The 24442-nt window shown below is 63.5% G+C and carries 21 protein-coding genes and 1 pseudogene; 8 read left to right on the top strand and 14 right to left on the bottom strand.

Translation table 11 applies throughout. The features are described 5' to 3' along the window. Positions 1-2: 2 nt before the first annotated feature. The 7 genes from SR3_RS10015 to SR3_RS09985 all read right to left on the bottom strand — a co-directional run bounded on the left by SR3_RS10015 (position 3) and on the right by SR3_RS09985 (position 7023). Positions 3-1337 carry an LLM class flavin-dependent oxidoreductase gene (locus SR3_RS10015; protein WP_068084670.1) on the bottom strand — a complete coding sequence of 445 codons (1335 nt, stop codon included), beginning with the start codon at positions 1335-1337 and terminating at the stop codon, positions 3-5. 183 nt (positions 1338-1520) lie between these two features. Continuing rightward, entirely contained in the window at positions 1521-2324 is an 804-nt protein-coding gene (locus tag SR3_RS10010) for a class II aldolase/adducin family protein (protein ID WP_068084662.1), read from the bottom strand. 75 nt (positions 2325-2399) lie between these two features. After that, on the bottom strand, positions 2400-3497 hold the full coding sequence (locus SR3_RS10005; protein WP_068084660.1) for an LLM class flavin-dependent oxidoreductase: 1098 nt from the start codon (positions 3495-3497) through the stop codon (positions 2400-2402). A gap of 14 nt (positions 3498-3511) precedes the next feature. Continuing rightward, on the bottom strand, positions 3512-4756 hold the full coding sequence (locus tag SR3_RS10000) for a rhodanese-like domain-containing protein (RefSeq protein ID WP_157098763.1): 1245 nt from the start codon (positions 4754-4756) through the stop codon (positions 3512-3514). 11 nt (positions 4757-4767) lie between these two features. After that, the gene (locus tag SR3_RS09995) at positions 4768-5391 is read right to left on the bottom strand and encodes a cysteine dioxygenase family protein (protein ID WP_281198716.1); all 624 of its coding nucleotides are present in this window, start codon (positions 5389-5391) and stop codon (positions 4768-4770) included. Then, positions 5388-6203: an ABC transporter ATP-binding protein gene (locus SR3_RS09990; protein WP_084455313.1), complete on the bottom strand. Its 816-nt coding sequence runs from the start codon at positions 6201-6203 to the stop codon at positions 5388-5390. The genes SR3_RS09995 and SR3_RS09990 overlap by 4 nt, the downstream gene beginning before the upstream one ends. 34 nt (positions 6204-6237) lie before the next feature. After that, entirely contained in the window at positions 6238-7023 is a 786-nt protein-coding gene (locus SR3_RS09985) for an ABC transporter permease (RefSeq protein ID WP_068084654.1), read from the bottom strand. Positions 7024-7283: 260 nt separating this feature from the next. Here SR3_RS09985 and SR3_RS09980 point away from each other — a divergent pair, with 260 nt between their 5' ends. Together SR3_RS09980 and SR3_RS09975 are read left to right on the top strand one after the other, a co-directional pair. Then, complete coding sequence (locus tag SR3_RS09980) at positions 7284-8117, top strand: LysR substrate-binding domain-containing protein (protein ID WP_068084649.1); 834 nt, start codon at positions 7284-7286, stop codon at positions 8115-8117. A 121-nt stretch (positions 8118-8238) separates the two neighbouring features. Next, on the top strand, positions 8239-8934 hold the full coding sequence (locus SR3_RS09975) for a peroxiredoxin-like family protein (RefSeq protein ID WP_068084648.1): 696 nt from the start codon (positions 8239-8241) through the stop codon (positions 8932-8934). A gap of 37 nt (positions 8935-8971) precedes the next feature. Here SR3_RS09975 and SR3_RS09970 read toward each other — a convergent pair whose 3' ends face one another. From SR3_RS09970 to SR3_RS09960, 3 genes are read right to left on the bottom strand one after another with little or no spacing between them, the layout of a single operon-like run. Further along, a complete protein-coding gene (locus SR3_RS09970) occupies positions 8972-9925 on the bottom strand; it encodes an NAD(P)-dependent oxidoreductase (protein ID WP_068084645.1) in 954 nt (317 codons plus the stop codon). Then, positions 9922-11127 carry an acyl-CoA dehydrogenase family protein gene (locus SR3_RS09965; RefSeq protein ID WP_068084635.1) on the bottom strand — a complete coding sequence of 402 codons (1206 nt, stop codon included), beginning with the start codon at positions 11125-11127 and terminating at the stop codon, positions 9922-9924. The genes SR3_RS09970 and SR3_RS09965 overlap by 4 nt, the downstream gene beginning before the upstream one ends. A 3-nt stretch (positions 11128-11130) precedes the next feature. Next, positions 11131-12165 carry an ABC transporter substrate-binding protein gene (locus SR3_RS09960; protein WP_068084630.1) on the bottom strand — a complete coding sequence of 345 codons (1035 nt, stop codon included), beginning with the start codon at positions 12163-12165 and terminating at the stop codon, positions 11131-11133. Positions 12166-12524: 359 nt separating this feature from the next. Between SR3_RS09960 and SR3_RS09955 the strand changes: the two genes are divergently transcribed. Beyond that, entirely contained in the window at positions 12525-14843 is a 2319-nt protein-coding gene (locus SR3_RS09955) for a TonB-dependent receptor (protein WP_068084626.1), read from the top strand. 105 nt (positions 14844-14948) lie between these two features. On the opposite strand, the gene SR3_RS32630 is transcribed toward SR3_RS09955, so the two are convergent. The 4 genes from SR3_RS32630 to SR3_RS31255 all read right to left on the bottom strand — a co-directional run bounded on the left by SR3_RS32630 (position 14949) and on the right by SR3_RS31255 (position 19416). After that, the gene (locus SR3_RS32630) at positions 14949-15083 is read right to left on the bottom strand and encodes a hypothetical protein (protein ID WP_281198715.1); all 135 of its coding nucleotides are present in this window, start codon (positions 15081-15083) and stop codon (positions 14949-14951) included. A gap of 107 nt (positions 15084-15190) precedes the next feature. Further along, complete coding sequence (locus tag SR3_RS09950; protein WP_245653855.1) at positions 15191-18163, bottom strand: TonB-dependent receptor domain-containing protein; 2973 nt, start codon at positions 18161-18163, stop codon at positions 15191-15193. Between the two features lie 87 nt (positions 18164-18250). Further along, complete coding sequence (locus tag SR3_RS09945; RefSeq protein WP_068084617.1) at positions 18251-19117, bottom strand: TauD/TfdA dioxygenase family protein; 867 nt, start codon at positions 19115-19117, stop codon at positions 18251-18253. Between the two features lie 149 nt (positions 19118-19266). Then, a complete protein-coding gene (locus tag SR3_RS31255) occupies positions 19267-19416 on the bottom strand; it encodes a hypothetical protein (RefSeq protein ID WP_157098762.1) in 150 nt (49 codons plus the stop codon). A 180-nt stretch (positions 19417-19596) separates the two neighbouring features. Between SR3_RS31255 and SR3_RS09940 the strand changes: the two genes are divergently transcribed. The 5 genes and pseudogenes from SR3_RS09940 to SR3_RS32775 form a co-directional block, all read left to right on the top strand. Further along, complete coding sequence (locus SR3_RS09940; protein ID WP_218018789.1) at positions 19597-20529, top strand: ABC transporter substrate-binding protein; 933 nt, start codon at positions 19597-19599, stop codon at positions 20527-20529. Between the two features lie 248 nt (positions 20530-20777). Then, positions 20778-21749, top strand: a complete 972-nt coding sequence (locus SR3_RS09935) for an ABC transporter substrate-binding protein (RefSeq protein ID WP_245653854.1) — start codon at positions 20778-20780, stop codon at positions 21747-21749. 9 nt (positions 21750-21758) lie between these two features. Further along, positions 21759-22763, top strand: coding sequence for an ABC transporter permease (locus SR3_RS32175; protein ID WP_068084606.1), 1005 nt, complete (start codon positions 21759-21761; stop codon positions 22761-22763). Further along, entirely contained in the window at positions 22760-23554 is a 795-nt protein-coding gene (locus SR3_RS09925) for an ABC transporter ATP-binding protein (RefSeq protein ID WP_245653853.1), read from the top strand. Before SR3_RS32175 ends, SR3_RS09925 begins: the two co-directional genes overlap by 4 nt. Positions 23555-23996: 442 nt before the next feature. Beyond that, positions 23997-24359 (top strand): annotated as a pseudogene (locus tag SR3_RS32775) (enolase C-terminal domain-like protein); the annotation flags it as partial. Between the last annotated feature and the right edge of the window lie 83 nt (positions 24360-24442).

The following is a 24442-nucleotide window of genomic DNA, read 5'->3' as shown; positions in this document are numbered from 1 at the left end:
GCTCAGGCAGCATCGCGTTGACGGCGCGCGGCGGTGTAACGGTTTTCCGGCACATCGAGCCCCAGCGTTTCGCGGAAGGTGGTGCCGGGGTAATCGCTCTTGAAGATGCCGCGCTGTTGCAGGATCGGCACGACCTGATCGACAAGGACCTCAAGTTGGCCGGGCAGGGATTCGAACAGGTTGAAGCCATCGGCTCCGCGATTGTCGAGCCAGAGCTGGAAGCGATCGGCGATCTGTTCGGGCGTGCCGGTGAAGTGGCTGCGCGGCGTGGCCACCTTGAACGCGATCTCGCGCAGCGTCAGGCCCTGAGCCGCCCAGCCCAGAATGCGCTCGGAGGCACTCTGGTTCGACTTGCGGCCCTCCTCAGCCACCTCCAGCGGGAAGGCGCCATCGGGATCGTAGACGCTGAAATTGTGATCGTTGAACGATCGGCCCAGCGCGCGCAGCGCATTTTCAAGCGTCACCAGCCCGGCCAGCTCGCCATGCAGCCGCTCGGCCTCCTCCTGCGTCGATCCGATCAGGGGCCGCGCGCCGGGCAGGATGGCAAGCTGGTCGGGATCGCGACCGAAGCCACGCGCCCGCGCCTTCACATCGGCATAAAAGGCCTGAGCCTCGGCCAGATCCTCCTGATGGGTGAAGATCGCCTCGGCATGGCGCGCGGCGAAATCGCGCCCGTCTTCGGAAGATCCTGCCTGAAAGATCACCGGCTGCCCCTGACGGCTGCGCGCGATGTTGAGCGGCCCCTTCACCGACAGAAAGCGCCCCTTGTGGTTCAGCTCATGCAGCTTTTCGGGATCGAGGAACTGGCCGCTCGCCTTGTCGCGCACCAGCGCGTCATCCTCCCAGCTGTCCCACAGGCCCTTGACCACATCCAGATATTCCTGCGCCAACGCATAGCGTTCGCCATGGTCGAGATGGCGGTCGCGTCCGTAATTGGCGGCGCTGCCCGCCAGCCAGCTGGTCACGACATTCCATCCGGCGCGCCCGCCGCTGATATGGTCGAGGCTGGCGAATTGCCGGGCCAGATTGAAGGCTTCGGTGTAAGTGACGGTGGCCGTGGCGACCAGACCGATATGGCTGGTCACCGAAGCCAGCGCCGAGAGGATGGTGAAAGGCTCAAAGCGGTTGAGGTAATGCGGCGAGGAACGCGCATTAATCGACACACTGTCGGCGACGAAAAGATAGTCAAGCTTGCCGCGCTCGGCCGCCTGCGCCTGGGCGATATAGAAGGGCAGGCTGGTCGAGGCATCGACCTGCGCCTGCGGGTGGCGCCAGTCATCCCAGCCCGGCCCCACGCCATGCAGAATAAAGCCGAGTTTCAACTGCCGCTGCGCCATATGTCCATCCTTCCAGAGCTTTGGCCGATGTTACCCTGCCCGCTTGCGCACCACCAATTGGAAGGGCTGATAGCAGGCTGAGAAGTTCTCAAGCCCGGCGAAGTTCTCAAGCCCGGCAAGGCCCCTTCACGAAAAAGGGCGCGCCAGGCAGGCGCGCCCTGTTCCCGATACCTGCGGCGCGGATCAGAGATCGTAGCCGGGGGACAGGCGCCCCACCTTGCGCAGCACCGCTTCCCAGGCCAGCTGGTCATGCGGTTTGCGCTTGTCGCGGTGAACGCCTGCGGTGCTTTCCCCGGCCACCTGGCGCCGGGCTTCCTCCTGCGCCTCCTCGGGCGCGATCAGCACATGATCGCGCCCGACCGACAAGGCCGCCACCTGCGCCGAGCAGGCCTTTTCCAGCCCATAGATCCCCGCCCAGGCCTCGCCCGGGGCGCGGCCCAGCGCCAGCGTGCCATGGTTGCGCAGCAGCATGATCTTGCGGTCGCCCAGATCGTCGCGCAGCCTTTCGCGCTCGTCGAGATGCAGCGCCACCCCTTCATAGTCGTGATAGGCCAGACGCGGGATCAGATAGAGCGCGCTTTGCGTCAGCGGCAGCAATCCCTCGGCATGAGCCGAGACACCAACACCATGGGGCGTGTGGAAATGGGCGATGAACTGAGCATCCTCACGCGCGGCATGGATCGCGGAATGGATGACATAGCCGGCATAGTTGATGCCATAGTCGCTCGGCCCGATGATCGTCCCGTCCAGATCGACCTTGACCAGGCTGCTCGCGGTGATCTCGTCGAAGGTCAGGCCAAAGGGGTTGATCAGGAAATGATGTTCAGGCCCCGGCACCCGGGCCGAAATATGGGTGTAGAGGAAATCATCGAAATGATGGAGGGCGGCAATACGATAGAAGGCCGCCAGATCCTTGCGCACCTGCCATTCGGCCGGGCTGATGGTGTCGGGGCGGGTCTCGGCTTCGCGTTCCAGAACGGTGGCCATGATGGTTCTCCTCAAGAGCATCGCGCGAAAAGGTGGGATCCGGTTTTTCGCGACAAGGATGCGGCAGCAAACGCCCTAGCTGGCGAGCGCGGGCGCTTTGGTGCCTTGCGCTTCGAATTCTGCGATACGGCGGCGCACCACGGGGATCAGGTCGCGCCCATAGGTGATCGCATCGGCCAGCGGATCGAAGCCACGGATCAGGAAATGGTCGATGCCGATGCGATAGTAATCGAGCAGCGCGTCGGCAATCTGCTCGGGCGTGCCAACAAGGCCGGTGGAATTGCCCTGAGCGCCGGTCAGCGCGGCGATGCCGGTCCACAGGCGGGCGTCGCGCTTGTTGGCGCTGGCGGTCTGCAACAGGCGCAGCGAGCCTTCATTGGGCGGGCGGTGGCCGCTGGTCGGCAGCCCCGCCGCCTCGCGGTTGGCGCGCACCTGCTCCTCCAGCTCGCGGGCGCGTTTCCAGGCGGCTTCCTCGGTGTCGGCCACCACGGGGCGCAGCGAGAGGGAAAAGCCCGGGTTGCGGCCATAATGCGCGGCGGCATGGCGCACCGTGCGCACGCTTTCGCTCACCTGCTCGAGCGTTTCGCCCCACAGCGCATAGACATCGGCATGGCGCCCGGCGACAGGGATCGCCTCTGCCGAGGAACCACCGAAGAAGACCGGCAGATTGTCCGGCTTGATCGAAGCAAAGCCCTGACGGACCTCATAGAAAGCGCCCTTGTGATCGAAGGGACGCAGCGCGGTCCATTCCTGCCTCAGGATCTCAAGATATTCGTCCGTGCGGGCATAGCGCCGCGCCTTGGTGGTCTGCGTGTCACCGTCGCGGGCCATTTCCTCGTCAGCGCCGCCGGTGATGATATGCACCGCCACGCGCCCGCCCGAAAGTTGGTCGAGCGTGGCCAGCTGCCGCGCCGCCAGCGTGGGCTGCGTGAAGCCGGGGCGATGCGCCACCAGAAAACCCAGCCGCTTTGTGATGGCTGCGGCATGAGCCGCCACGATCTGGCTTTCTGGGCTGGAGGAGCCGAAGGGGATCAGCACGCGGTCGAAATCGCCCTCCTCCTGAGCGCGCGCCGCTGCTTCGACATAGGCAACGTCGAGCACGCGATCACGGTTGGCGGCATGGATTTCCGAGCTGTTGTTGAAGCCGATATAGCCGATGAATTTGACGGACATGACGAAGGTCCTTTTCAGATGACGAAGAAGCCGTGGGTGCCATCGCGCTCCAGTTGCGCGACAAGGCCATATTCCCAGTCGAGATAGGCCTGCATCGCGGCCTGTTTGTTGTCGGTGCCCTCATAGGGGCGCTTGTAGCGGCCCTCCGGGCCACGCGGAGCGGGAGCGCCGTCAGGGCCGATGGCCAGTTCGCCGCTGGCTGCATCGGCGTCGAGGACATAGACCTCCCAGCCCAGCTGGGCGAGCCAGCTCGCGCTCATGTCGGCGCGGGGGCCAAGCGTATCGACCAGCACGATGCGCGCGCCGCGCACAGGCGCGAAATGGTCGGTTTCCTGCACCAGCTGCCCGCCCTGCGCATTGCGGAAGCCGGGAAGGTGACCAGCCTCGTAATCCTCGGGCAGGCGCACGTCATATTGGTAGAGCGTGCGGGTGGTGTCGGCGCGCAAATGGTCGAGTTCGGTCAGCGTGAGGCGTTTGACCCCGGCGCGATAGGCAACCTCGCGCGCCTTGGTGCGTGCCTCGTCGGCCAGCGTGCCTTCCGGAGCGGGGGCGCGGCGCTGCTGGCCGGTTTCCAGATCCTGGCCGGCCAGGGTCCAGCCGATGGTGCCGTTGCGCAGCGCATAGATGCGGTTGGGCAGCCCGGCGTTGATCAGCGACTGGGTGCCGATGATCGAGCGCGTCCGTCCCGCGCAATTGACGATGATGGTGGTGTCGGGATCGGGCGCCACGGCGCGGGCGCGCAGCACCAGTTCGGCACCGGGGGTGGAGACACCGCCGGGAATGCTCATCGTGGCATATTCGTCGAAGCGGCGCGCGTCGAGAATGGCAATGTCGGCCTTCTCGTCGATCAGCGCCTGCACATCGGGAGCGGGCAGGCTGGGCGTATGGCGGCGGTGCTCGACCAGTTCGCCAAAAGCCTTGGAATAGCTGTTCACATCCTCGAACAGCTCGTAGCCGGCCTCGCGCCAGCCCTGAAGCCCACCGGCCAGAGCCACGGCGCGGGTAAAACCAAGCGCGCGCAACTGGTCCAGAGCAGGGGCGACCAGGTCATCCCCGTTGTCGTACACGACCACCTGCGCATCCTTGCGCGGCAGGCGCCAGGCAGCTTCGGCCTCGATCCGGCGGAGTGGGATCTGCGCGGCGAACAGCGGGTGGCCCAGCGCGAACTCGGCTTCCTCGCGCAGGTCGATCAGCGCGATTTCCTCGCGGGCTAGCAGCGATTGACGAACATCCTGAGGGCGAATTTCCTGAACACTCATCGCCTGAATCATCATAGACTTTCGGACCTTTTCCAGAGATTGGGGAGGCGGGCATTGGCGTAGCCCGAGATGAAGCGCTTTTCGCGGCCAGCCAGGTCATAGGTGGCGCGCGCCACCGCCCCGATGTTGCCGCCATAGATATGGATGGAGATCGAGGGCGCATCGGCCAGCCCGTTGCTGACGCGATGGATGTCGCCCTGTGTGGGGGACAGCAGCTCGATATCGCCGCGTTCCAGCAGGCTGGTGCCGGTGGCGTGCAGGCTGCCATCAGGCCGCCGCGCGAAATGCTCGGAGCGTTCCTGACCGCGCAGCACGCCAACCAGACCCCAGACGCGGTGATCGTGAATCGGCGTGCCCTGCCCCGGCCCCCAGACGAAGGAGACGATGCTGAAGCGCTCAGCGCTGTCGCAATGGAGCAGATATTGCTGATAATGATCGGGATGGGGGCGCGCGAATTCGGCGGGCAGCCAGCCGTCACGTGCGATCAACCGCGCCAGCAGCGGGCGGACGGCAGGCAGGATTGCCTCATCCCCAGCCTCGAACTGTTCGACCAGAACGCCAAGGCCGGTGACGAGATCGCGCAAGGGGGCGAAATCCTCCTGCGCGCGCGGCGCGGGCGCCAGCACTGTGCTCACAGGGCCAGCTCGGCGCGGAAGGGCACCACGCTTGGGATGCTGGGGGGCACGCTGGTCAGCGCGCCCTGATCGCCCCCCAGGACGGAGAGCAGACGGGAACGCAACCCATGCGCCAGATCCCCACGGGCGCCGCGCGGCGTGGTGATCCGCTCCTCGGCCACAATGCGCCCCTTGTCGAGGACCAGCACGCGATCGGCCAGGGCAATGGCCTCGTCAACGTCATGGGTCACCATCAGCACGGCGGGCTTGTGCCTTTGCCACAAGTCCAGCACCAACTGGTGCATGCGCAGACGCGTCAGCGCATCCAGCGCGGAAAATGGCTCGTCGAGCAGCAGCAGCTTGGGCTCACGGACCAGCGCGCGGGCCAGTGCCACGCGCTGCGCCTCACCGCCCGAGAGCGTCAGCGGCCAGGCTTCCAGCCGGTGCCCCAGTTCCACCTCGCGCAAGGCCGCCTCGGCGCGCTCACGCCGTTCGGCGCCCTTCAGGCCCAGGGCGACATTGCGCCATACCCGCTTCCACGGCAGCAGCCGCGCATCCTGAAACACCACCGCGCGCGAGGATGGCACCTGCACATCCTGCTCCGGCGCCGGATCGAGGCCCGCCAGCGTGCGCAGCAGCGTGGTCTTGCCCGAACCGGAGCGCCCGAGCAGCGCGACAAACTCTCCCTCGGCAATATCGAGGTCGAGCCCGTCGATCACGATGTTCTCGGCAAAGCGACGATGGAATTGCCGCAGGCGCACGACCGATGGCGCAGGCTCTGCCGGAACCGGTGTCTGGTCAGGAAAGGCGAAATAAGAGAGGCGAGCGTCCATGGTCCAGGTCTCCGGGCGAAAATGGGAAGAAGGATCAGGCTTCGGCGATCAATTTGGGGCGCCAGGCCAGAGCGCGGTCCTCGATGGCGCGCACCAGCGCATCGGCCCCCAATCCCAACGCCGCATAGACCAGCAGGCAGACGACGATGATGTCGGTGCGCATGAAATCCCGGGCATTGTTGACCAGATAACCCAACCCTGCCGAAGCGTTTACCTGCTCAGCCACCACCAGCATCAGAATGGCGATGGACAGCGAATAGCGCAGCCCCACCAGCAGCGAGGGCAAGGCCCCGGGCAGGATCACATGCCAGATCTGCTCCAGACGCGAGAGGCCGAAGCTGCGCGCGCTTTCCACCAGCCGCACATCCACGCCGCGAATGCCGCCATAGAGGTTGAGATAGACCGGAAAGATCGAGGCAAAGGCGATCAGCGCCACCTTGGGTGTTTCACCAATGCCGAACCACACGATGAACAGCGGGGTGAGCGCCAGGGCGGGAATGGTGCGCTTGATCTGGATGATCGGGTCGATGGCATATTCCCCGCGCCGGGACAGACCTGCTACCAGGGCCAGCACCACGCCGATGCTGACCCCGATCGTCAACCCCAACGCCACGCGCCAGAAGGAGACCACAAGGTTCTCCGCCAATTCTCCCGACGTGATCATCTGCACCAGCGACTTGATCACCGAGGAAGGCGCGGCCAGCGTCCTTTCCGGGATCACGCCGAGCCGCGAGGCGGCTTCCCATACAGCCAGCAGAACCACGGGGGACAGCCAACGCGTGGCGCCGATCCGGTGCTGGAAGGAACGGTTCTGGGGCATGGCTTCGCTTTCCTGTGGCCGATGTGCCGACGAGAGAACGCCTCAAACTCTACATTATCAATTGAGTTTTAATGCCCACTTATGCGGGATGCTTATAGATGGCGACGAAAACACTCGTCCGGCCTTGTGTTTCGCGCTCCTGTCCCGCGCTACCGAACAGAGGAAGAAATACTTCCCCTCACACAATCTCTATTTTTTTGGTAGGAATAAAAGGATCGCTCATAAGCCTGGCGAGAACCCCTCCCATCATCGAGAAAATCATGCCCGTCAATCTGCCGACCAACCTGCTGCGCAGCTTCGTGGCCATCGTCGATACCGGCTCGATGCTCAGTGCCGCCGACAAGGTCTTCGTCACCCAGTCCGCGCTCAGCCTGCAAATCAAGCGGCTGGAGGAACTGCTGCAACTGCCGCTGTTCAACCGCGACGGGCGCCGCCTCTCCCTGACGGCCAGCGGCGATCTGATGCTGGGCTATGCGCGCCGCGTGCTGCAATTGCATGATGAGGCGGTCAATGCGGTGACGGTCGGTCATTTTGCCGGGCCCGCCCGCATCGGCATGGTTCAGGATTTTGCCGAAACCCTGCTCTCGGGCCTGCTGGCCCAATTCGCTCAGTTGCATCCCGATGCACATATCTACTCCCGCGTCGCGGGGACCGCCGAACTGATCGACCTGCTGGACAGAGGCCAACTCGATATCGTGCTCGGTTTCGCCGGGGGCCATGATGCCCATGCCGTCACCCGCGCCCCCATGGGCTGGTATGGCAAGAGCGACACGGCCAGCGCCGGTGAAGTCCGTCTGGCCGTGCTCGAAGCGCCCTGCCGCTTTCGCGATGCCGCGATCCGCGCTCTGGACGATGCGGGGCGCCCCTATCGCATCACCGTCGAAACCCCCAATCTGACGACCTTGCGCGCGGCGGTGGAGGCGGGCCTTGGCGTGACCTGCCGCACGCGCCTGTTCTCAGCAGAGGAACCACTGGTCACCCCCGACCTGCCCGGACTTCCTGATGTCTCCTGCATCCTGCGCACCGCCCCGACGCTGGACGGGCCGACCGGACATCTGGCCAATCTGGTTCGCGATACGGTTGGCGCTCTCTGACCGGGCAAAACCGGAGCGTGGGCATATAACCGATTCTCAAGGTTTGAGCCCTCCTTCTCATTGGGCAAGCCCTGTCAGCCAGCGCTAATCTTGCGGTATCCAACGCAAGAAGGGCCCCGGCATGACCGCAACCGCCTCCTCATCACCCCATCCCCTCACGGATCTCCCCGTAGCGACGCCGCTGTCCGCGCGCTTTGCCGCGCTTCAGGCGGAACGGGAGGCCAACTGGCCACCGGCTCAGCTCTCCGCCAACGCTCATCAGCGCAAGCTGCTGTTGGATGCGCATGATGCGCAAAACCATCCGCTCCCCGGCGCACCCATCGCCCCGTTCACGCTGATCGGCGCGGATGGCGCCGCCATCACGCAGAACGATCTTGCGCCGAACGGACCGGCGGTTCTGCTGTTCTATCGCTTCGGCACCTGCCCCGCCTGCAACATCGCCCTGCCCTATTACCAGGAAGCGCTATGGCCAAGCCTGAAGGCAGCGGGCATCCCGCTGCTGGCCATCAGCGCCCAGACGCCGGTGGACACCGGCATCGCGCTGCGCGGTAATCTGACCTTCCCTCTGGCGAGCGACCCGGATTATGCGCTGGCACAGCGCCTTGGCATCACCTTCTTTCCCGAGGCGCAACCGCCTGTCGAGCCCGGGCAGGACTGGATCGGTGCCACGCTGGGCACGAACAGCTATGAGATGGTGCAGCCCGCCGCCGTCATCCTGAATGCGGATGGCACATTGCGGCATCTGATAGTCAGCCCCGACTGGCTGGACCGCCCCGAGGCGGAAGATATTCTCGCCCACCTGCCCGAAGTGGCCTGAAGCAACAACAGGCGGCGGCCCTCCGCCGCCTGACTCATCAATACCCTCTTTCAACATCCACCAGATCGTGCGGTTTCTGTCCCCGCGCAAAACGGTCGATGTTGTCAACCAGCTTTTCCAGCAGACGTGCGCGAGCATGGGTGTAATTGGACGAGATATGCGGCGTTATCCGCACCCTGGGATGCGTGTAGAGCCGATGGCCTTCGGGCAAGGGCTCGGGGTCGGTCACATCCAGCGTGGCAAAGCCCAATCGACTCGTATCCAGCGCCCCCAGCAAGGCCTCCTGATCCACCACGGACCCCCGCGCCACATTGACAAGATGCGCGCCAGGCCGCGCCCTGGCCAGCAGCCGGGCGTTGAAGAGCTGCAGCGTCTGCGTCGTAGCAGGCACGGCGATCACGATGTGATCGGCGCGTTCCACCACGGCGTCCACGCTGGCCAGCACCTCCACGCCGGCGATGGCCTCACCGCCCCCACTGCGTCTGGCCGCGACCACGCGCGCGCCCAGAGCCACCGCACGCCGCGCCACCGCCTGACCGATCGCGCCCAGCCCGACCAGCCCGACCGTGGACCCGGCCACCTGCCCCAACGGAATCTGCCGCCATTCCGAGGCGCTCCTGACCCGCGCGGCGTCCAGATCCTTGGCCTGACGGTAGATCGCGGCGATCACATAATCGGCGATCTCTTCGGAGGCCGTGCCCCGCCCGCAGCTGACCAGCGGCGCATCCAGCAGCCATTCGGGATAGAAATCGATCCCCGCCGAGGCGGAAAACACCCAGCGCAGCCGCCCCGGCCATCCGGCGGGCCGCGCGATCCCCTGCCTGCGCGAGGCGATCCATTCCGGCGAGGGGCGGATGATCAGCACATCGGCAGCCTCTGCCGCACGCCATGGCTCTGCGCCGGGGGCCGGGATCACCTGCGGGCGCAGCGGCAGGCCGGACAGGGCCTGATTGATGTCCGCATCCATCTGGCTGGCAACGATCAGGCTCATGATGCGGCCCCCGCCTGTGCCAGCGCGGCGCGACCGGCTGCCACCAGCACCGTATCGGCCTGAGGGGAATGGATGCGGCTGCACAGCACATCGCGGTAATGCCGTTCGAGCGGATTGCGCCGGCTGATCCCGGGATTACCGGTCAACTCCAGAGCGATTTCAACCGCGCGGATGGCATTGGCATTGGCGGTATGCTTGATCAGATTGGCCTCCACCGAGGACGGCACGCGGCCGTCATCGGCGGCGCGGGCCGCATTCCCGATCAGCACCTGGTTGGTGTGGAGAAGCGCCTCGATCTCACCGAATTTCTCCTGCACGCGCGGCAGGGTGGCCAGCGAAGCCCCCAGATTGGCCGGCGCACGTTCGTTGAGATAGGTCGCCAGCCAGTCACGCGCCGCGCGGGCCACGCCGTCATAGATGGTGCCGATGGCCAGCGCGTTCCACAGGATCTGCGTGTTGGGCTCGCCCGGTGCTGGCGCCCAATCGGCCGGCGCGCGCAGGTCAACCGCCCATGCGGCGGGCGTCGGCGTGTCGGTGAAGACCACCTTGTGGCTGACCGTGGCCCGCATGCCCAGATGGTCCCACTCCTCGACGATGGCGATGCCGGGACTGTCGGGCGCGACAAGAAACAGGCCGACCTGCGGGTTCTCGCCCTCGGTCCGGGCCCAGACGGCGAACCAGTCAAGACCGGTCGATCCGGTCGAATAGATCTTTTCGCCGGTGATGGCCCAGCCCTCGGCGGTGCGGCGCGCGATGGTCTTGGGCAGGCCGCCGCGCACCGGGGTGCCAAGTTCCGGCTCGACGCGGAAGGTGCCGATCAGGCCGCGTCCCGCCACCGCATCCCCGGCCAGCCTGGCGTAAACATCCGCTGGCCAACGGGTGGTCTTTTCAGGCGCAGCGTGAAAGGCATAGGTCATGAACAGGATCAGCGCGGTGGAAGGTTCGCCCTTCGCCACCGCGCCCAGCACGCGCAGCGCATCGACAAAGCCCGCCCCCGCGCCGCCATGCGACGGATCGACGGTGAGGCCGATCAGCCCCTCGCGCGCGAGCAGGTCGAAATTCGCGCGTGGGAACGTGCCCGCGCGATCATGCTCCTGCGCGGTGGCGGCGAGAAGCGCGGTGATGCGGGCCAGATTGGCGTCCGAAAGGTCGGGTTGCAACTCGGTGTGCGCGGGGCGGGTCGCTGTGGCGAGCGTGGCCATGAATCATGCCTTTCCGGCGTTGACGTCGTTGATGACGGGATTGAAACTGTCGTCCCAGAGCGGGCGAACATCGGCGCGATGCGGCAGCAGCTTCTGCGCGGCGAAGACATCGGCGACCGCCTGTTCCGAAGCGATGGCGGCCGCAGTGACGGGTTGCAGCGTGTAAAAATCGCTCCGCTGATGGAACTGGGCCAGCACATAGTCGACCGGAACACCAATTTCCCTGGCGACCACCTGCGCCCATGCGTCCTGATTTGCCTTGGCCCAGGCCAAGGTCTGCACCTGCAGCTTGAGGAAGCGCGCGATCCAGTCACGGCGGACCGGATCGGCAATGGCATCCTTATGCGCGGCCACGGCGTAGTTGCCGGAGAGAAAGCCCTTGGCCGTGGTCAGCACCCGCGCGCCCTGCGTGGCAATGGCCCGCTGGATCGGAAATCCGTAGATCGCCCAGGCATCGAGCGAGCCACGGTCAAAGGCCTGCGCCGCGTCGGCAACCGTCATGGCCACAGGCTGAATATCGCCCCAGCCCAGCCCCACCGATTGCAGCATGCGGATCAGGAAATATTGCGCGGTGGTCGCCCGCACATAGCCCACACGCTTGCCCTTCAGCTCGGACAGCGACTGGATCGGCGAGCCCTTGGGCACCAGCACCACCTGATTGTTCACATCGCCGTGCAGCACGCCGATCTGGCGGAAATTCTGGGCCGGCCCCGCCGCCGCGAAAGAGGGCGGAATTTCACTCATCCCGCCGAAATCGAGCCCGCCAGCGTTGAGCGCCTCAACGATCAGATGGCCGGATTCAAAATAGGAAAAGCTGATGGGAAAATCGGGCTTGATGCCGGAATGCTGCAGCAGCAGGCGCACATCCAGTTCCCCCTTGCCGGTCAGGGCAACGCGCAAGGCCTGAGACGTGGATGCACCGTGATGGCACCCCGCCAGTGCCGCGCCCGTCAGGGCCGCCGCGCCGCCCAGCAGCGCACGGCGCGACCAGGCGCCTGCCGCCTGATCGCGCGTCGGGGCTTTCTCAAATCCGGTCACAGGGCCATCTCCAGCCTAAAAATCTACCTTATTGGTAGGCATTGGAGCGTGCGCGGCAAACGAGATTTCCTGATGACCTATAAAGTGCGCGCATAGGTCGAGGGGACGAGTGAACCAACTCGATCCATATAACCGCCATGCCATTTCGCGATCACCGCAGTCATCTCAAATCAAAAATGGCAGACGCCTTCAGTCGTTTTTCTTTCTCTTCGTCAAGACGCTCTACCACCCCCTGAAATTACGGAATCCCTTGTTCGATCTATGAGCCCCCCTGATGATCTCTTGTGAAAAACTCGCTTCCTCGGCTTTCAGCGCCTGACTAGCCCTGACGGCAACACATCACCGTGAGGGTTCCCGACATGACTGCTTCCAACCCCACCGCCCCCGAGCGGTCTGCCCGCGCTTTCACCCGCTTTCCACGCAAGGCGCTCCTGCTGTTGGCTGGCGCATCCCTGCTGCCCGGCATGGTGCTGGCCGATACGCCGAATGTCGCCACCAAGGCGGACACCTCCGATCCGACGCCTCAGGACGGTTCGGCCAGCGCGGTGGGTGATATCGTGGTCACCGCCACCAGGCGCGAGAGCAAGCTGCAATCCACGCCCGTCGCGGTCAGTGTGCTGGGCCAGGGCGAGATCGCCGCGCATAACACCATCACGGCGCGTGATCTGGCCGGGCAGATCCCCGGCTTCTTCATCGCCCAGTCTGGCATCACGCCCAGCACCCAGATCTTCTACATTCGTGGCATCGGCAATTCCGATCCGATCTTCGACCCTTCCGTCGCCGTCTATCTGGACGACACCTATCTGCCGCGCGCCATCAACGGCATGACCGACCTGACCGACATCGAGCGGGTCGAACTGCTGCGCGGGCCACAGGGCACGCTGTTCGGCCAGAATGCGGCGGCGGGCGCGATCCGCTACATCACCAAGACGCCAACGGAAAAGCTGACCGCCAAAGGCGATGTCTCCTATGGCAGCTACAACACGGCCAATGTCCATGGCTATGTTTCAGGCGCGCTGATCCCCGGCCTGCTGAGCGCCAGCCTTGCCGTCGCGCATGATCAGCATGAGGGCTACACCTGGAATCCCACACTGAACCGGCGCGTCAACGATCAGGACACCACCGGCGGGCGTTTCAAGCTGCTCTTCACCCCATCGAGCAAGTTCAAGGCGCTGATCACTCTGGACGGCACGGTCGATCATTCCTCGACCGCCTATTACACGCCCGTGCGCCCGATCATCGGCGGCACGCTGGCCAGGCCGGTCTATGGCGCCTATCAGCCCAACACAAGCTATGCCTCGCAGGCGCCGCTCAACAAGTCCTGGACCAGCGGCGCCTCCGCCAAGCTGAGCTATGAGATCGATCCCCACCTGACGGTGCATGCGATCAGCTCGCTGCGCCGTTTCGCGCAGGATCCGGTCAATTACAACAATGATGGCCAGCCGCTGGTGCCCTACAGCACCAGCGCGCCGCAGCTGGTGTCGATCTCCGACAATCTGATCAAATATCACGAGAAGGAATTCACGCAGGAGCTGCAACTGCAAGGCCAGTATGGCCCGGTGGATTTCACCGGCGGCCTGTTCTACCTCTATGAGGATTTCAGCAGCGACCGTATCGGCTATGTGGTGTCAGCCACGGCGGCCAGTGCCAATCCAGCCAATCCCTTCGACCAGATCGGCGACACCAAAACGCATAATTATGCCGCCTATCTGCAAGGCAACTGGCATGCCACAAACAGGCTCACCATCACGCTGGGCGGCCGCTATTCAACCCAGAAGCGGCAGTTCACCTTCGCGGGCATCACCACGGATTTCAACGGAAACCCGATCAGCTCCGCGGCCAATTTCACCTATCAAGGCAGCAAGGTGTGGCGCAATTTCACGCCCAAGGTGGGTCTGTCCTACCAATTCGCCCCCACGATCTTCGGCTTTGTCAGCGTGGCCAAGGGGGTGGATGCCGGTGGTTACAACAACCGGGCGACCTCGCTGGCCAGCGCCCTGCCCTATGATCAGGAAACCGTCACCACCTATGAGGCCGGCTTCAAGACCGATTGGCTGGGCCACCGCCTGCGCATCAACGCCACGGGTTTCTACAATGACTATCGCAACCTTCAGGCTACCGCTTCGGTCATCAGCCCGGTGAACAACACGCTGGTCTCCGCGCGTTCCAACGCGCCCAAGGCCCATACCGCCGGTTTCGAGCTGGAGACCACCGCCCAGCCCACCAGCCGCCTCACCGCCAATGCCAATGCCAGCTATCTACTGACCCGCTATGATAATTTTCCCAATGCCGGGGGCACCACCGCAGCCAATCTGATCAGCGTGACCGGCAACCAACTGCCCTTCAGCCCGCGCTGGCAGCTCTCGGGCGGAGGCAGCTGGCGCCTGCCGCTGCGCGTTCCGGGCGAGGTCAGCCTGAACGCCAATGCCACCTATGAGACATCCTATTTTTCCGATGTCTACAATTACGCGCAGGCGCGGGTTCCCGCTCAGGCCTATCTGAACGCCGGGCTCAGCTACACGCCGGCGGGCGGCCACTGGACCCTTTCCGTGACGGGCAAGAATCTGACCAATCACATCGCCTACCAGTCCATCACCTGGGGCGGCACGCCCAGCCTGTGGCTCGGGCCGCAGAATCCTCCGCGCACCGTGGTTGCCAAGATCGCCTTCGCGTACTGACAGGCGGGCGGGAATGGGCAGTCGATCCGGCTGCCCATTCACCCAAAGAACATGTTGCCGGGCATGATCAGGCAAAAGCATTGAAGCCTGTGCGGAAACAGGCATTCAAAGCTGGCTGATCATGGGGTTCATGCGCAAGCCCTTCGCGACGATCGAAGGCGTCGCATTCTGATTGTTGTGGGTCACCTCACGAGGATCTTGGCCTTGACCAATCATCGTTTCTGCCGTTGAAGTCGACATGGCAGCGAAATCTCCTCCTCGCGCCATGGAGGCAAAGCATGACCGGGACTATCTCCCGATCATGCTCGCAAACGCGCCCTGCGCCCTTAGTCACCTGCCCCGCCATCTCAAAGATGGAAGGTCAGTCCGGCCAGAACGCTGTGGCTCTTGAGATTTCCGTCGATTTCATTGCCATTGGCTGTGCGCAGATGCAGATTGGGGACAATGAAATATTTGTACTTGATCGTCACATCGGTGCGCCTGTTCAGCGCATAGCGGAGACCCGCCAGCCCCTGCCAGGCGAACGCCGTCTGCAAATCGTTGGAGAAGGCCACCGAAGTCGCCTTGTCGAGCGCCCAATGGCCGCTGGCAACACGCGCCAGCCCCAGACCACCGCCCACAAAGGCCCCAAACCGAGCATCACGCGCCCCCAGATCGACCAATCCATTGGCGAGGAAGGAGAGCACACCTGTCCGCCCTCCGGCATTGCCGTAAAGCCCGGCGACCGGCGTGGCGACATCGCGCTGCAACAGCAGCGGGACGCTGGCGTTGTTATAGGCGATGGCGCCGATGTTGTAGCGCTTGTACCCCGCCTCCACTTCACCACGCAGGCGGCCAAAGCTGTACCCCAGTGCGGCATCGAGATCCCAGCCTGCCTTCTGGTGGACATAGAGGCCATTGGCGACAGGCGCGGCGCTGGTGTTGGTGGTCTTGTTGACCGTGGTGGCGTTGAAGCCCAATGGCGCCGCCACACCGCCTTCGATCGAGAGATAGGCACCGTTCCGCACCCGGTCATTGCTTCCGCTTGCGATCACGGGCGGCGAACCGTCGTCGTGACGGGAACCATTCAGGGCAAGCTGCGCGCTCAGGCTGAAGGTACGTGGCGCCCCCGGCGAGATGGTAGTGCCGGTTGCGCCCGGCACCCAATAGCGCTGATCGGCGACGTTGAGCACATTGGCGCGCAGCAGCACATCGTGTCCCTTCGCGCTCAGCGCATAGCTGGCGCCCAGATCGCCGATGGTCGATGCGCCATAGATAAAGGAATTGTCCGAAAAGCCATAGGAACGGCCGGAGTGGCGCAGACCGCCATTGATCCTGACACCGGGCGCGAAAGGCAGGGCATATTCGGCCTGACCCGAAATCTGGAAGCCGGTCGTGCCGGGCACTTTCTTGCCGACGATGGCGGCATTGCCGGAGATTTGCCTGGCATCCAGCAAGGCAACCGATCCGCCCAGAAACAGGCCCTTGACCGGGGTCAGCGTGACATTACCCTCAATCCCCTGATAGCGCGCCGTGCCATCGCGAACGAAAGTGTTGGCGGCATTGGTATATTCCGATGGCGTGGCGATGCGGTAGACTGCCAGGCTGGCGCTGCCCCAGCGACCCTGGCTTTTCAGCCCGGCTTCATATTGGGTGGTGGTCAGCGGGCCATAGGACGCATTCGGATTGCTGGCCGTCACCGGGGCAAGGCCGCCACGCTGCAACGCCTCGACATAGGTGACATAGGCGCGCAGCCCATGCGCGATGTCCAGCGATACCGAATAGACCGGCGACACCGGGCGATAATGGAAATAGGAATATCCCGATGTCGCCGTGGTCGTGACATAGGGCGCGGTGGCCGTGGTCGCCGTCGTGGCATAGGGGTAATTGATTTCCTCATAATCGGTGTAGCGCAGGCCCAGCAGCACCGAAACCGGCCCCCAGCTCAGCGTGTCGGAGGCATAGGCCGCTTTCTGGTGGATCTCCTGATAGCGCTGATAGTTGGGCGGCCGGTTGGCGGTAAGCGCATTGGCATTGCCCAGGATCGATGGCGTGGAATTGGGATTGTAGATGTTGGCGGTGGTGGTCAGCGTATAGGGCGTGGGATTGTCGTAATCGAACTGGACGGTGATCGAGGACAGGCCGCCGGTGATCAGATGATGGATCGGCCCTGTATCGAACTTGCCCTCGATGCTGGCGTCGCCCACGTAATAGCGGAAAAGCCGGTTCATGTTAAAGGCGGTCTCGGTGTAATCGCCGGCATTGTTCGTCACGGTCACCGTGCTGCCGGGAAAACGTTCATCCAATGCGGCATAGCGCGCGGCGAGGCTGGCCTTCCAGTCATGGCTGATCTGATAGTTCAACCGGCCCGTGATGCTGTCCACATCGTTGAACTTCGTGCTGCCCGCCGCACCCGGTTGCAGATCGCCGCTGACCGTGGCGAGGTTCGTCACCCCCTGCTTGAGCGAGATGGTGTTGACCTGATTGTCCTGCCTGGTGCGTTGATAGAAGCCATCAAGGCTGGCGCTGAGCTTGTCGCTGAGCTTGAAATCAAGCGCGAGCGAAAGGAACTGATCCTTGTTGTAGGCACCATTGTAGAGCGTGCCCTGTTCGTTGACGGCATTGAAACGGAAGCCCACCGTGCCCGCTTCGTTCAACGGCCCACCAAGATCGACATGTTCACGCAGGATGCTTGATGAGCGATAGCTGATGTTGGCCAGAGCCTGGAAATCCCGGGTCGGGCGTTTCGAGACCATGTTGACCACGCCGCCCGGCGCCGCAAAGCCATAGGCAAAGCCACCCGCTCCCTTCAGGATCTGAAGTTGCTCCAGATGCTCGATCGGATGGTCCTGAAACCAGTAGGGAAAGGCGAGGCCATCCAGCTTGTAGCCATTGGTGCGGTCTATGCCGATCCCCCGCACCGAAAAGGTGTTGCCAGAGGCCACACCGGAATTGTTGGAACGCACCCCGGCGTCATAGGCGAAGGCCGCGTCGATGGTGGTGGCGGCATTGCGCTGGATGTCGCCAGCATCGACCTGAGCCACTGAAAACGGCGTTTCAAGCACCGAGCGCGCGCCCAATGCGCCCGAACTCACCGTTTCCGGCGGTTTCGAGCCGGTGACGGTGATGCCGGGGCCTTCCGCATCGGCGTCCCCCGCAGTGACGGCCGCATCGGCGGGGCGGGGCGCGATGCCCGGCACATCGGGAAGCGGCGCCAGAGGCGCGGCCGTCCACCCCGGTGAGGGATGCAGAGCGGTGCCTGTCAGCAGGGCCAGTGTCAGAAGGTGAATGGAGGTGGCAACAGGGCGCCGCGCCCCCTGCGCGGTGGTCAGGACAGTCACAGAGAAACCTTTCATGTGGATAGGCCGAAATCCTGAAGCACCCCGGCGATCATGGCCGGGGCGCCACAACAGGAGATGCCCTCAGGATCAGAGATCGGCCCAGAGCGGTTCGTCGGCGATCAGCACGCGGTCGAGCAGACGCGGATAGTCTCCGTAATTGCGCACCGCGTAATGCACGGCACCGCGATTGTCCCAGAAAGCGACCGAGCCCGGCCTCCAGTTGAAGCGGACCTGAAATTCAGGTCGCTTGTATTGCAACAGCACCGCCTCAAGCAGGGCCTCGCTCTCCTCAAGGCTGACGCCCAGAATCTGGGGGGTCTGGGTAAAATTGACCCACAGGGTCTTTTCGCCGCTTTCTCGATGGGTGCGCACAACCGGATGGCTGACAATGGGATAGTCATGCCCCGCAGCTTTCAACGCCGGGCGGAAATCATGCGTGACGTAAAGAACCTCCAGCCTGTCGCGCAGATCTTGTGGCAGGCCCTGCCATGCCAGATGGGCATCCACCCAGACCGTGTCGCCACCGATGGGCGGCAGATCGACCGCACGCAGCACAGCGCCCCATGTGGGCACCAGCCGCCAGCTTGTATCGGTGTGATAGGCCTCGCCCGGCTTGATCGGGCGGGTACCAACCAGCTTGTCATAATGGCGGTTGTCGGCCGCGGCGATCTTGTGGATCGGCGACAGCGCGGCATCATGGCGGGTGGTGGGATGGGTATAGAGCGGTCCGAAATGGGCAGCAAAGGCGGCTTGTGTTTCGGCGGTCAGTGTCTGGTCGCGAAAGAACAGCACCTTGTGTTTGATAACCGCCGCGCGGATCGCATCGCGCAACGTGGGCGTGAGGGGTTGGCTGATGTCGATGCCGTGAATTTCTGCGCCGATCGTGGGCTGAAGCGGTCGAATGTCGAGAACCGAGGCAGCGTCGGCATCTTTCGCCAATGTGTCGATGGACATGGAGTTCCCTTTCCGGTTGGTCACGGCCCGAGCAGGCCCGGGACAACCATGCAAAAAGTCTCCGCCGAAATTATATTGATTTAACTGATGGCAATTGAGGTGATCTCAATCTATTTTCATTTCTCGAATTTCACGATCGATTTATGAAATTATTCCATCACCAAAGACATCCGGGCGAGTGATATCGGGGTTCGATAAATTTTTTTTGCACCGTCATCAAAAAATTCTTTTGCAGTTAGCATCATGGCGATCGCAATCACACCATCCACTCGCATCGTCACACGAATGATGAGCATCACGATCGAATATTGAGAAATTCATATTGGACGACGACACGATATTCCGGATGTCTATCGATGGTTGCCGATAGACATCTGGAGCACGCTGCGAGTATGACCTCCGAACAGTCATCAACCGGAGAAGGTCGGGGTATCCGCCGTTGGCGCCTTCTCGCCGGGGTCGGTCTGGCGCTCGCGGCTTTGCTCGGAGCTTCCAGCTGGCGGCATGGCCCCCAACAAGAGGCCTCCGGCGCCAGCCCCGCGTTGATCGTGGGTGACCAGCGCGGCGGGGTTCAGGCGCTACTCAAGGCGTCGGGCGAACTCGACCATATGCCCTACACCATCGAATGGGCGATGTTCCCGGCGGCGGCCCCTCTGCTTGAGGCGCTGAATTCCGGCGCCGTCGATGTCGGTGGCCTTGGCTGCCAGCCCTTTGCCTTCGCTTATGCGGGCGGCGCGAAAATCAAGGTCGTCCAAGCCGGATTCCAGCACCCGAGCCCGACACGCGGGCGCAGTTCGGCGATCATCGTGGCGGGCACATCGCCGCTCAGATCCTTCGCCGATCTCAAGGGCAAGCGCCTGGCCACGATCCGTGGTTCGGCGGGACAGGATCTTGCCCTGCGTCTGCTTGAGCGCGAACATCTTCAGCCCGGCGACATCCACTGGGTCTATCTCAACAATGCCGAGGCCAAGGCCGCGCTGGCCAGCGGCGCGGTCGACGCATGGTCGACGTGGAGCGCCTATGTCGGCTATGCGCTGCTGCGGGACCATGAGCGATCATTGGCGGATGCGACGGCCTTGCCGCCCCAACCCGTCTTCTTTGCCGCCAGTGACAAGGCCATCGCCGGCAAACACACCCAGATCGCCGATTTTCTTCAACGCCTGTCGCGGGCACGGCATTGGCTTGCCGGACACAAGGACGCCTATGCCGCTGTGCTGGCCAGGGAAACCGGGCTACCCGGCGATGTCGCCCGCTTCACAGTCGAGGATCTGAGCAGCGATCCGGTCCAGGTCGATGACCGCCTGGCCGCCGAGGAACTGGCGATCCTGAAACGCTACAAAGCCACTGGTATCATCGACAAGATTCCCGATCTGACCGGGGCTTTCGATGGTTCGTTTCCGATCAGATCCTAGCTTTCGCGGGACTCCCGGACATGTGCCCCCGATCTGATGGCATGATGTCCATCCAAATAAGCGATGAGACAGGCGCGCTATGCACAAACCTCTCTGCCTCCCCAGCCCCAACGATGTTGCGATCCAATTCGGCATGAAAGCGGGTTTCCATGGCAAATCTTGATGAAAATGACGACATTGTCGAACCCGCGCCCTCCACCCCTTCGCCCGCCATCGGACGGCGCGGACTGCTCGCTGGCGGCGCGGCTTTGGCCGCAAGTGCCGCAGCGATCGGCCTAAGCCGCTTTGGGCACCGCGAATTGCCAAGAAGCGCGGATGGCAAACGCCGGATCAAACTGGCCTGGAATGCCAATGCTATCTGCCTCGCCCCCGCGCTTCTGGCCAAAAGCGAGGGAATTTACGCCCGTAACGGCCTCGATGTCGAACTGGTGAACTTCGCCGGATCAACCGACCAATTGCTGGAAGCGATCTCCACCGGCAAGGCAGATGCCGGCGTGGGTATGATCCTGCGCTGGATCAAACCGCTTGAGCAGGGCTTCGACGTCAAGCTGATCGCCGGCACGCATGGCGGCTGCATGCGTGTGGTCGGATCCCGGCAGCGCGGCATCACTGACGATCCCCAGAGCCTGCGCGGCAAGACCATCGGCCTTGCGGACATCAGCGGCGCGGGGCGCAACGCTCTGGCTGTGCTGCTCAAGGCGAACGGGATCGATCCCAACAAGGACGTCACCTGGCGTGCCTTCCCCGCGCCCTTGCTGGCCGCGGCTGCGCAAAAAGGGGAGATCCATGCCTTCGTCGACTCCGATCCGCTTGTCTATCAACTCCAGAAAGCCTCGGGCGGCGATCTGGTGGAGGTGCTCTCAAACCTCTCCAAACCTTGGCAGAACCGCTTTTGCTGCACGCTCGGTGCCAGTGGTCGTCTGTTGCGCGATGATCCCGCCTCCGCCACGGCTCTCGCTTTGTCCCTGACGCAGGCGGCCTCCATCTGCTCACAGCAGCCGGAAGCGGTGGCGCGCGTCTTCGCCCCCTATGCCAAGGCCAGTGAAGCGGACCTGGTCGCCGTGCTGCGCAGCCAAACCCACAACCACCACCCGGTGGGCGCGGAACTGACGCAGGAAGTCGCGCGCTACGCCGCCGAACTGCGCGACGTCGGCGTGCTGCGCGAAAGCACAGTGCCGGAGCTGTTCGCGGCAAAGGTGACCCACAATGTCCTGGCTTGAGGATCAGCGATGAACACCATGAGCACCACTTTCGCCCCGACCGAGGCGCCGGGGACTGCGCCGGCCTTCCGCCTCCGCACCATGTCGCACACCAACCTCGCGGCGGTCGCCGCCTGGGGAGGAGCAGCGGCGGTGACTGCGGCATGGCCCGACCAGACATCATGGCTCCGCACCTCCTTGCTGGCGATCTTCGAGGTGCTTGGCGCCCTGTCGCTTGCCATCGCAGCCTTCGCGCTGCCTGCCGAGCGCCTGCCATGGCTGAATCGGCTGGCCCCATGGTTCACCGCCCTTCCCATTGCCCTGTCTGTCTGGGAAATGCTGACAGCCAAGACCGGCCTTCTTCCGCTGCCCTTCTTCCCGCCACCACAAGCCATTCTCGAGGTCTATACCGACGACAACGGCCGCCTTGCCGAAAGCGCTGCTCGCTCGATGATTCTGCTGGTGCCGGGCTATCTCGCCGGCGCGCTGACGGGGTTTGCGATTGGTGTGGCGGTCGGATGGTCGCGGGCCGTGAGCTATTGGGGCCATCCGATCCTGCGCTTCGTCGGCCCGCTTCCAGCCACCGCATGGCTGCCCATCGCCTTTTTCTTCCTGCCAAACTCATGGAGCGCGAGTACATTTCTGATCGCACTGTCCACTCTGTTCCCGGTTGCAGTGCTGACGTCCTCGGGCATTAAGAGCGTCAGCAGCAGCTATTACGACATTGCCCGGACGCTGGGTGCAAACGAGCGCTTTCTTGTGACGAGGGTCGCCGTTCCAGCTGCGCTTCCTCATGTCTTCGTGGGCCTGTTCATGGGGCTCGGGGCGTCATTTGCCGTGCTGATCATCGCCGAAATGATGGGCGTGAAGGCAGGGCTGGGCTGGTATCTGCAATGGGCGCAGGGTTGGGCAGCCTATGCCAATCTCTATGCCGATCTGGTCCTGATGGCGCTGCTCTTCTCCGCGATTATCAGCCTGTTGTTTTTCGTGCGCGATCGTGTGCTCGCATGGCAGAAAGGGATGGTCCGGTGGTGACTGCGACACACAAAACGGCGCCAGAAGCGGGTATCACCGGCATCTCGGTTCAACTCCGCAATCTCAGCCACTGGTTCGACAAGGGGAGCGAACGTCTGCCTGTGCTCGACCGCATCGACCTCGATGTGGCGGCAGGGGAATCGGTTGCATTGCTCGGGCCGAGCGGCTGCGGGAAATCGACGCTGCTACGGCTGATGGCCGGCCTCGACGCGCCAAGGGAGGGCAAGGTCGGGGCCGACAAGGTCCGCATCATCGGTCCTGACCCTTCGCGCCTGCTGGTTTTTCAGGACCCCACGCTTTATCCATGGCGCACAATCCGGCAGAATATCGCCCTTGGGCTGGAGGCGAGAGGACTCGCCTGCGAACACGGCCACCGGGTAGAAGCGACTTTAAAGCAGGTCGGGCTCGAAGGGTTCGGCACTGCCCTGCCTCACGAACTGTCAGGCGGCATGGCGCAACGCGCGGCGCTTGCACGCGTTCTCGTCAACGATCCCGGCCTTTTGCTACTCGACGAACCGCTCGGGCGGCTTGATGCCCTGACCCGCCTGACGATGCAGGCTGAGTTGCTCCGGCTGTGGCAGGACGCTGGCTTCACCAGCATCCTGGTGACACATGACGTCGAAGAGGCGTTGTTGCTTGCCCAGCGCATCATCATCTTCAGCGCTCGCCCCGCCCGTATATTGCAAGAAATCCGGGTCGACGCCCCCTATCCACGTCATCGCGACGCGCCCGAGCTACAAAATTTGCGCCGCGATATTCTAGAGACGCTCGGGCATAGCCATGAACTCTAGCGTCAAAGGCTAGCCAAAAGAAGCGGACGACACCCTGGATGGAAGAGCCAAATTAACGGCAGCGGGTCATCGCCGCCCGATATGGGAGGTCGAACGGTTCACAAAGAACGTTTCTCTGCCTGTTGCCGTCATATTTTCTTTCAGCAGTGACTGGAGAGGAGAAGCCTTGCGGCCCGCCCCCATCCATGGACGAGTCCGGATCTGACCTAGCAGTTCGCCACGCCCCGATAGGCAGCCTTTCAGGAACGCTCGCATGATGATCATCGATCGTATCGAACCCTTCCTCTTTTCCGCGACGCCCGGGGCAGCCTTGCTCTTTGTGAAGGTCTCGACGCGCGATGGTTTGGAAGGCTGGGGCGGTCGCGCGGCTATTCGCGCTGCGAGATGTGGTCAGCCCCGATGTGGAGATCATGGTGAACGGGCATAGGCGGCTGCGCCTGGGATCGCCAATCGCCTCGCACGGCGCTTCGCGAAAGCCGGTATCAGTTGGTATGAGGAACCCTCCCCTTCGAAAAGTCTTGCGGAAACGGAGCAGGTCCGCAACGCTATCGACACACCTGTCGTGGTGGGTGAGGCACTGTGCACACCGCAGCAGTTCCTGCCAGTCTTTGCGGCTAGGGCAGCCGACATCGTCAACCCTGACGTCTGTGCGGTGGGCGGCATTGGCGCCATGCTCGCGATCAGCAGCCTCACGAGGATGCATGCTGTCGCTGTCAGCCCGCCTATTTCAAATAGCACAGTGGTCGGGCTGGCGGCCACTGTGCATGCCGCCGCGCTGATGCCCAATTTCGTGATCGCGGTGGCTTTCGTCAATCTAAACATCCCCAAGCTGCATCGCGATTTCCGTCACCGAGCTTTACGTGCTGCATTCCGAACGGACCAGCCAGG

It is taken from the genome of Novosphingobium rosa NBRC 15208 (assembly GCF_001598555.1).
Taxonomy (GTDB): domain Bacteria; phylum Pseudomonadota; class Alphaproteobacteria; order Sphingomonadales; family Sphingomonadaceae; genus Novosphingobium; species Novosphingobium rosa.
This window is presented reverse-complemented; position numbering and strand designations above follow the sequence as displayed.

What these genes read in the sequence shown, in the direction of transcription:
- SR3_RS09945 (WP_068084617.1), bottom strand. Translation starts at nt 19,117, where the DNA reads ATGTCCATCGACACATTGGCGAAAGATGCCGACGCTGCCTCGGTTCTC.
- SR3_RS09965 (WP_068084635.1), bottom strand. Translation starts at nt 11,127, where the DNA reads ATGGCCACGCTCGCCACAGCGACCCGCCCCGCGCACACCGAGTTGCAA.
- SR3_RS32175 (WP_068084606.1), top strand. Translation starts at nt 21,759, where the DNA reads ATGAACACCATGAGCACCACTTTCGCCCCGACCGAGGCGCCGGGGACT.
- SR3_RS10010 (WP_068084662.1), bottom strand. Translation starts at nt 2,324, where the DNA reads ATGGCCACCGTTCTGGAACGCGAAGCCGAGACCCGCCCCGACACCATC.
- SR3_RS09990 (WP_084455313.1), bottom strand. Translation starts at nt 6,203, where the DNA reads ATGGACGCTCGCCTCTCTTATTTCGCCTTTCCTGACCAGACACCGGTT.
- SR3_RS09980 (WP_068084649.1), top strand. Translation starts at nt 7,284, where the DNA reads ATGCCCGTCAATCTGCCGACCAACCTGCTGCGCAGCTTCGTGGCCATC.
- SR3_RS32630 (WP_281198715.1), bottom strand. Translation starts at nt 15,083, where the DNA reads ATGTCGACTTCAACGGCAGAAACGATGATTGGTCAAGGCCAAGATCCT.
- SR3_RS09970 (WP_068084645.1), bottom strand. Translation starts at nt 9,925, where the DNA reads ATGAGCCTGATCGTTGCCAGCCAGATGGATGCGGACATCAATCAGGCC.
- SR3_RS09985 (WP_068084654.1), bottom strand. Translation starts at nt 7,023, where the DNA reads ATGCCCCAGAACCGTTCCTTCCAGCACCGGATCGGCGCCACGCGTTGG.
- SR3_RS09975 (WP_068084648.1), top strand. Translation starts at nt 8,239, where the DNA reads ATGACCGCAACCGCCTCCTCATCACCCCATCCCCTCACGGATCTCCCC.
- SR3_RS10005 (WP_068084660.1), bottom strand. Translation starts at nt 3,497, where the DNA reads ATGTCCGTCAAATTCATCGGCTATATCGGCTTCAACAACAGCTCGGAA.
- SR3_RS09955 (WP_068084626.1), top strand. Translation starts at nt 12,525, where the DNA reads ATGACTGCTTCCAACCCCACCGCCCCCGAGCGGTCTGCCCGCGCTTTC.
- SR3_RS10015 (WP_068084670.1), bottom strand. Translation starts at nt 1,337, where the DNA reads ATGGCGCAGCGGCAGTTGAAACTCGGCTTTATTCTGCATGGCGTGGGG.
- SR3_RS10000 (WP_157098763.1), bottom strand. Translation starts at nt 4,756, where the DNA reads ATGAGTGTTCAGGAAATTCGCCCTCAGGATGTTCGTCAATCGCTGCTA.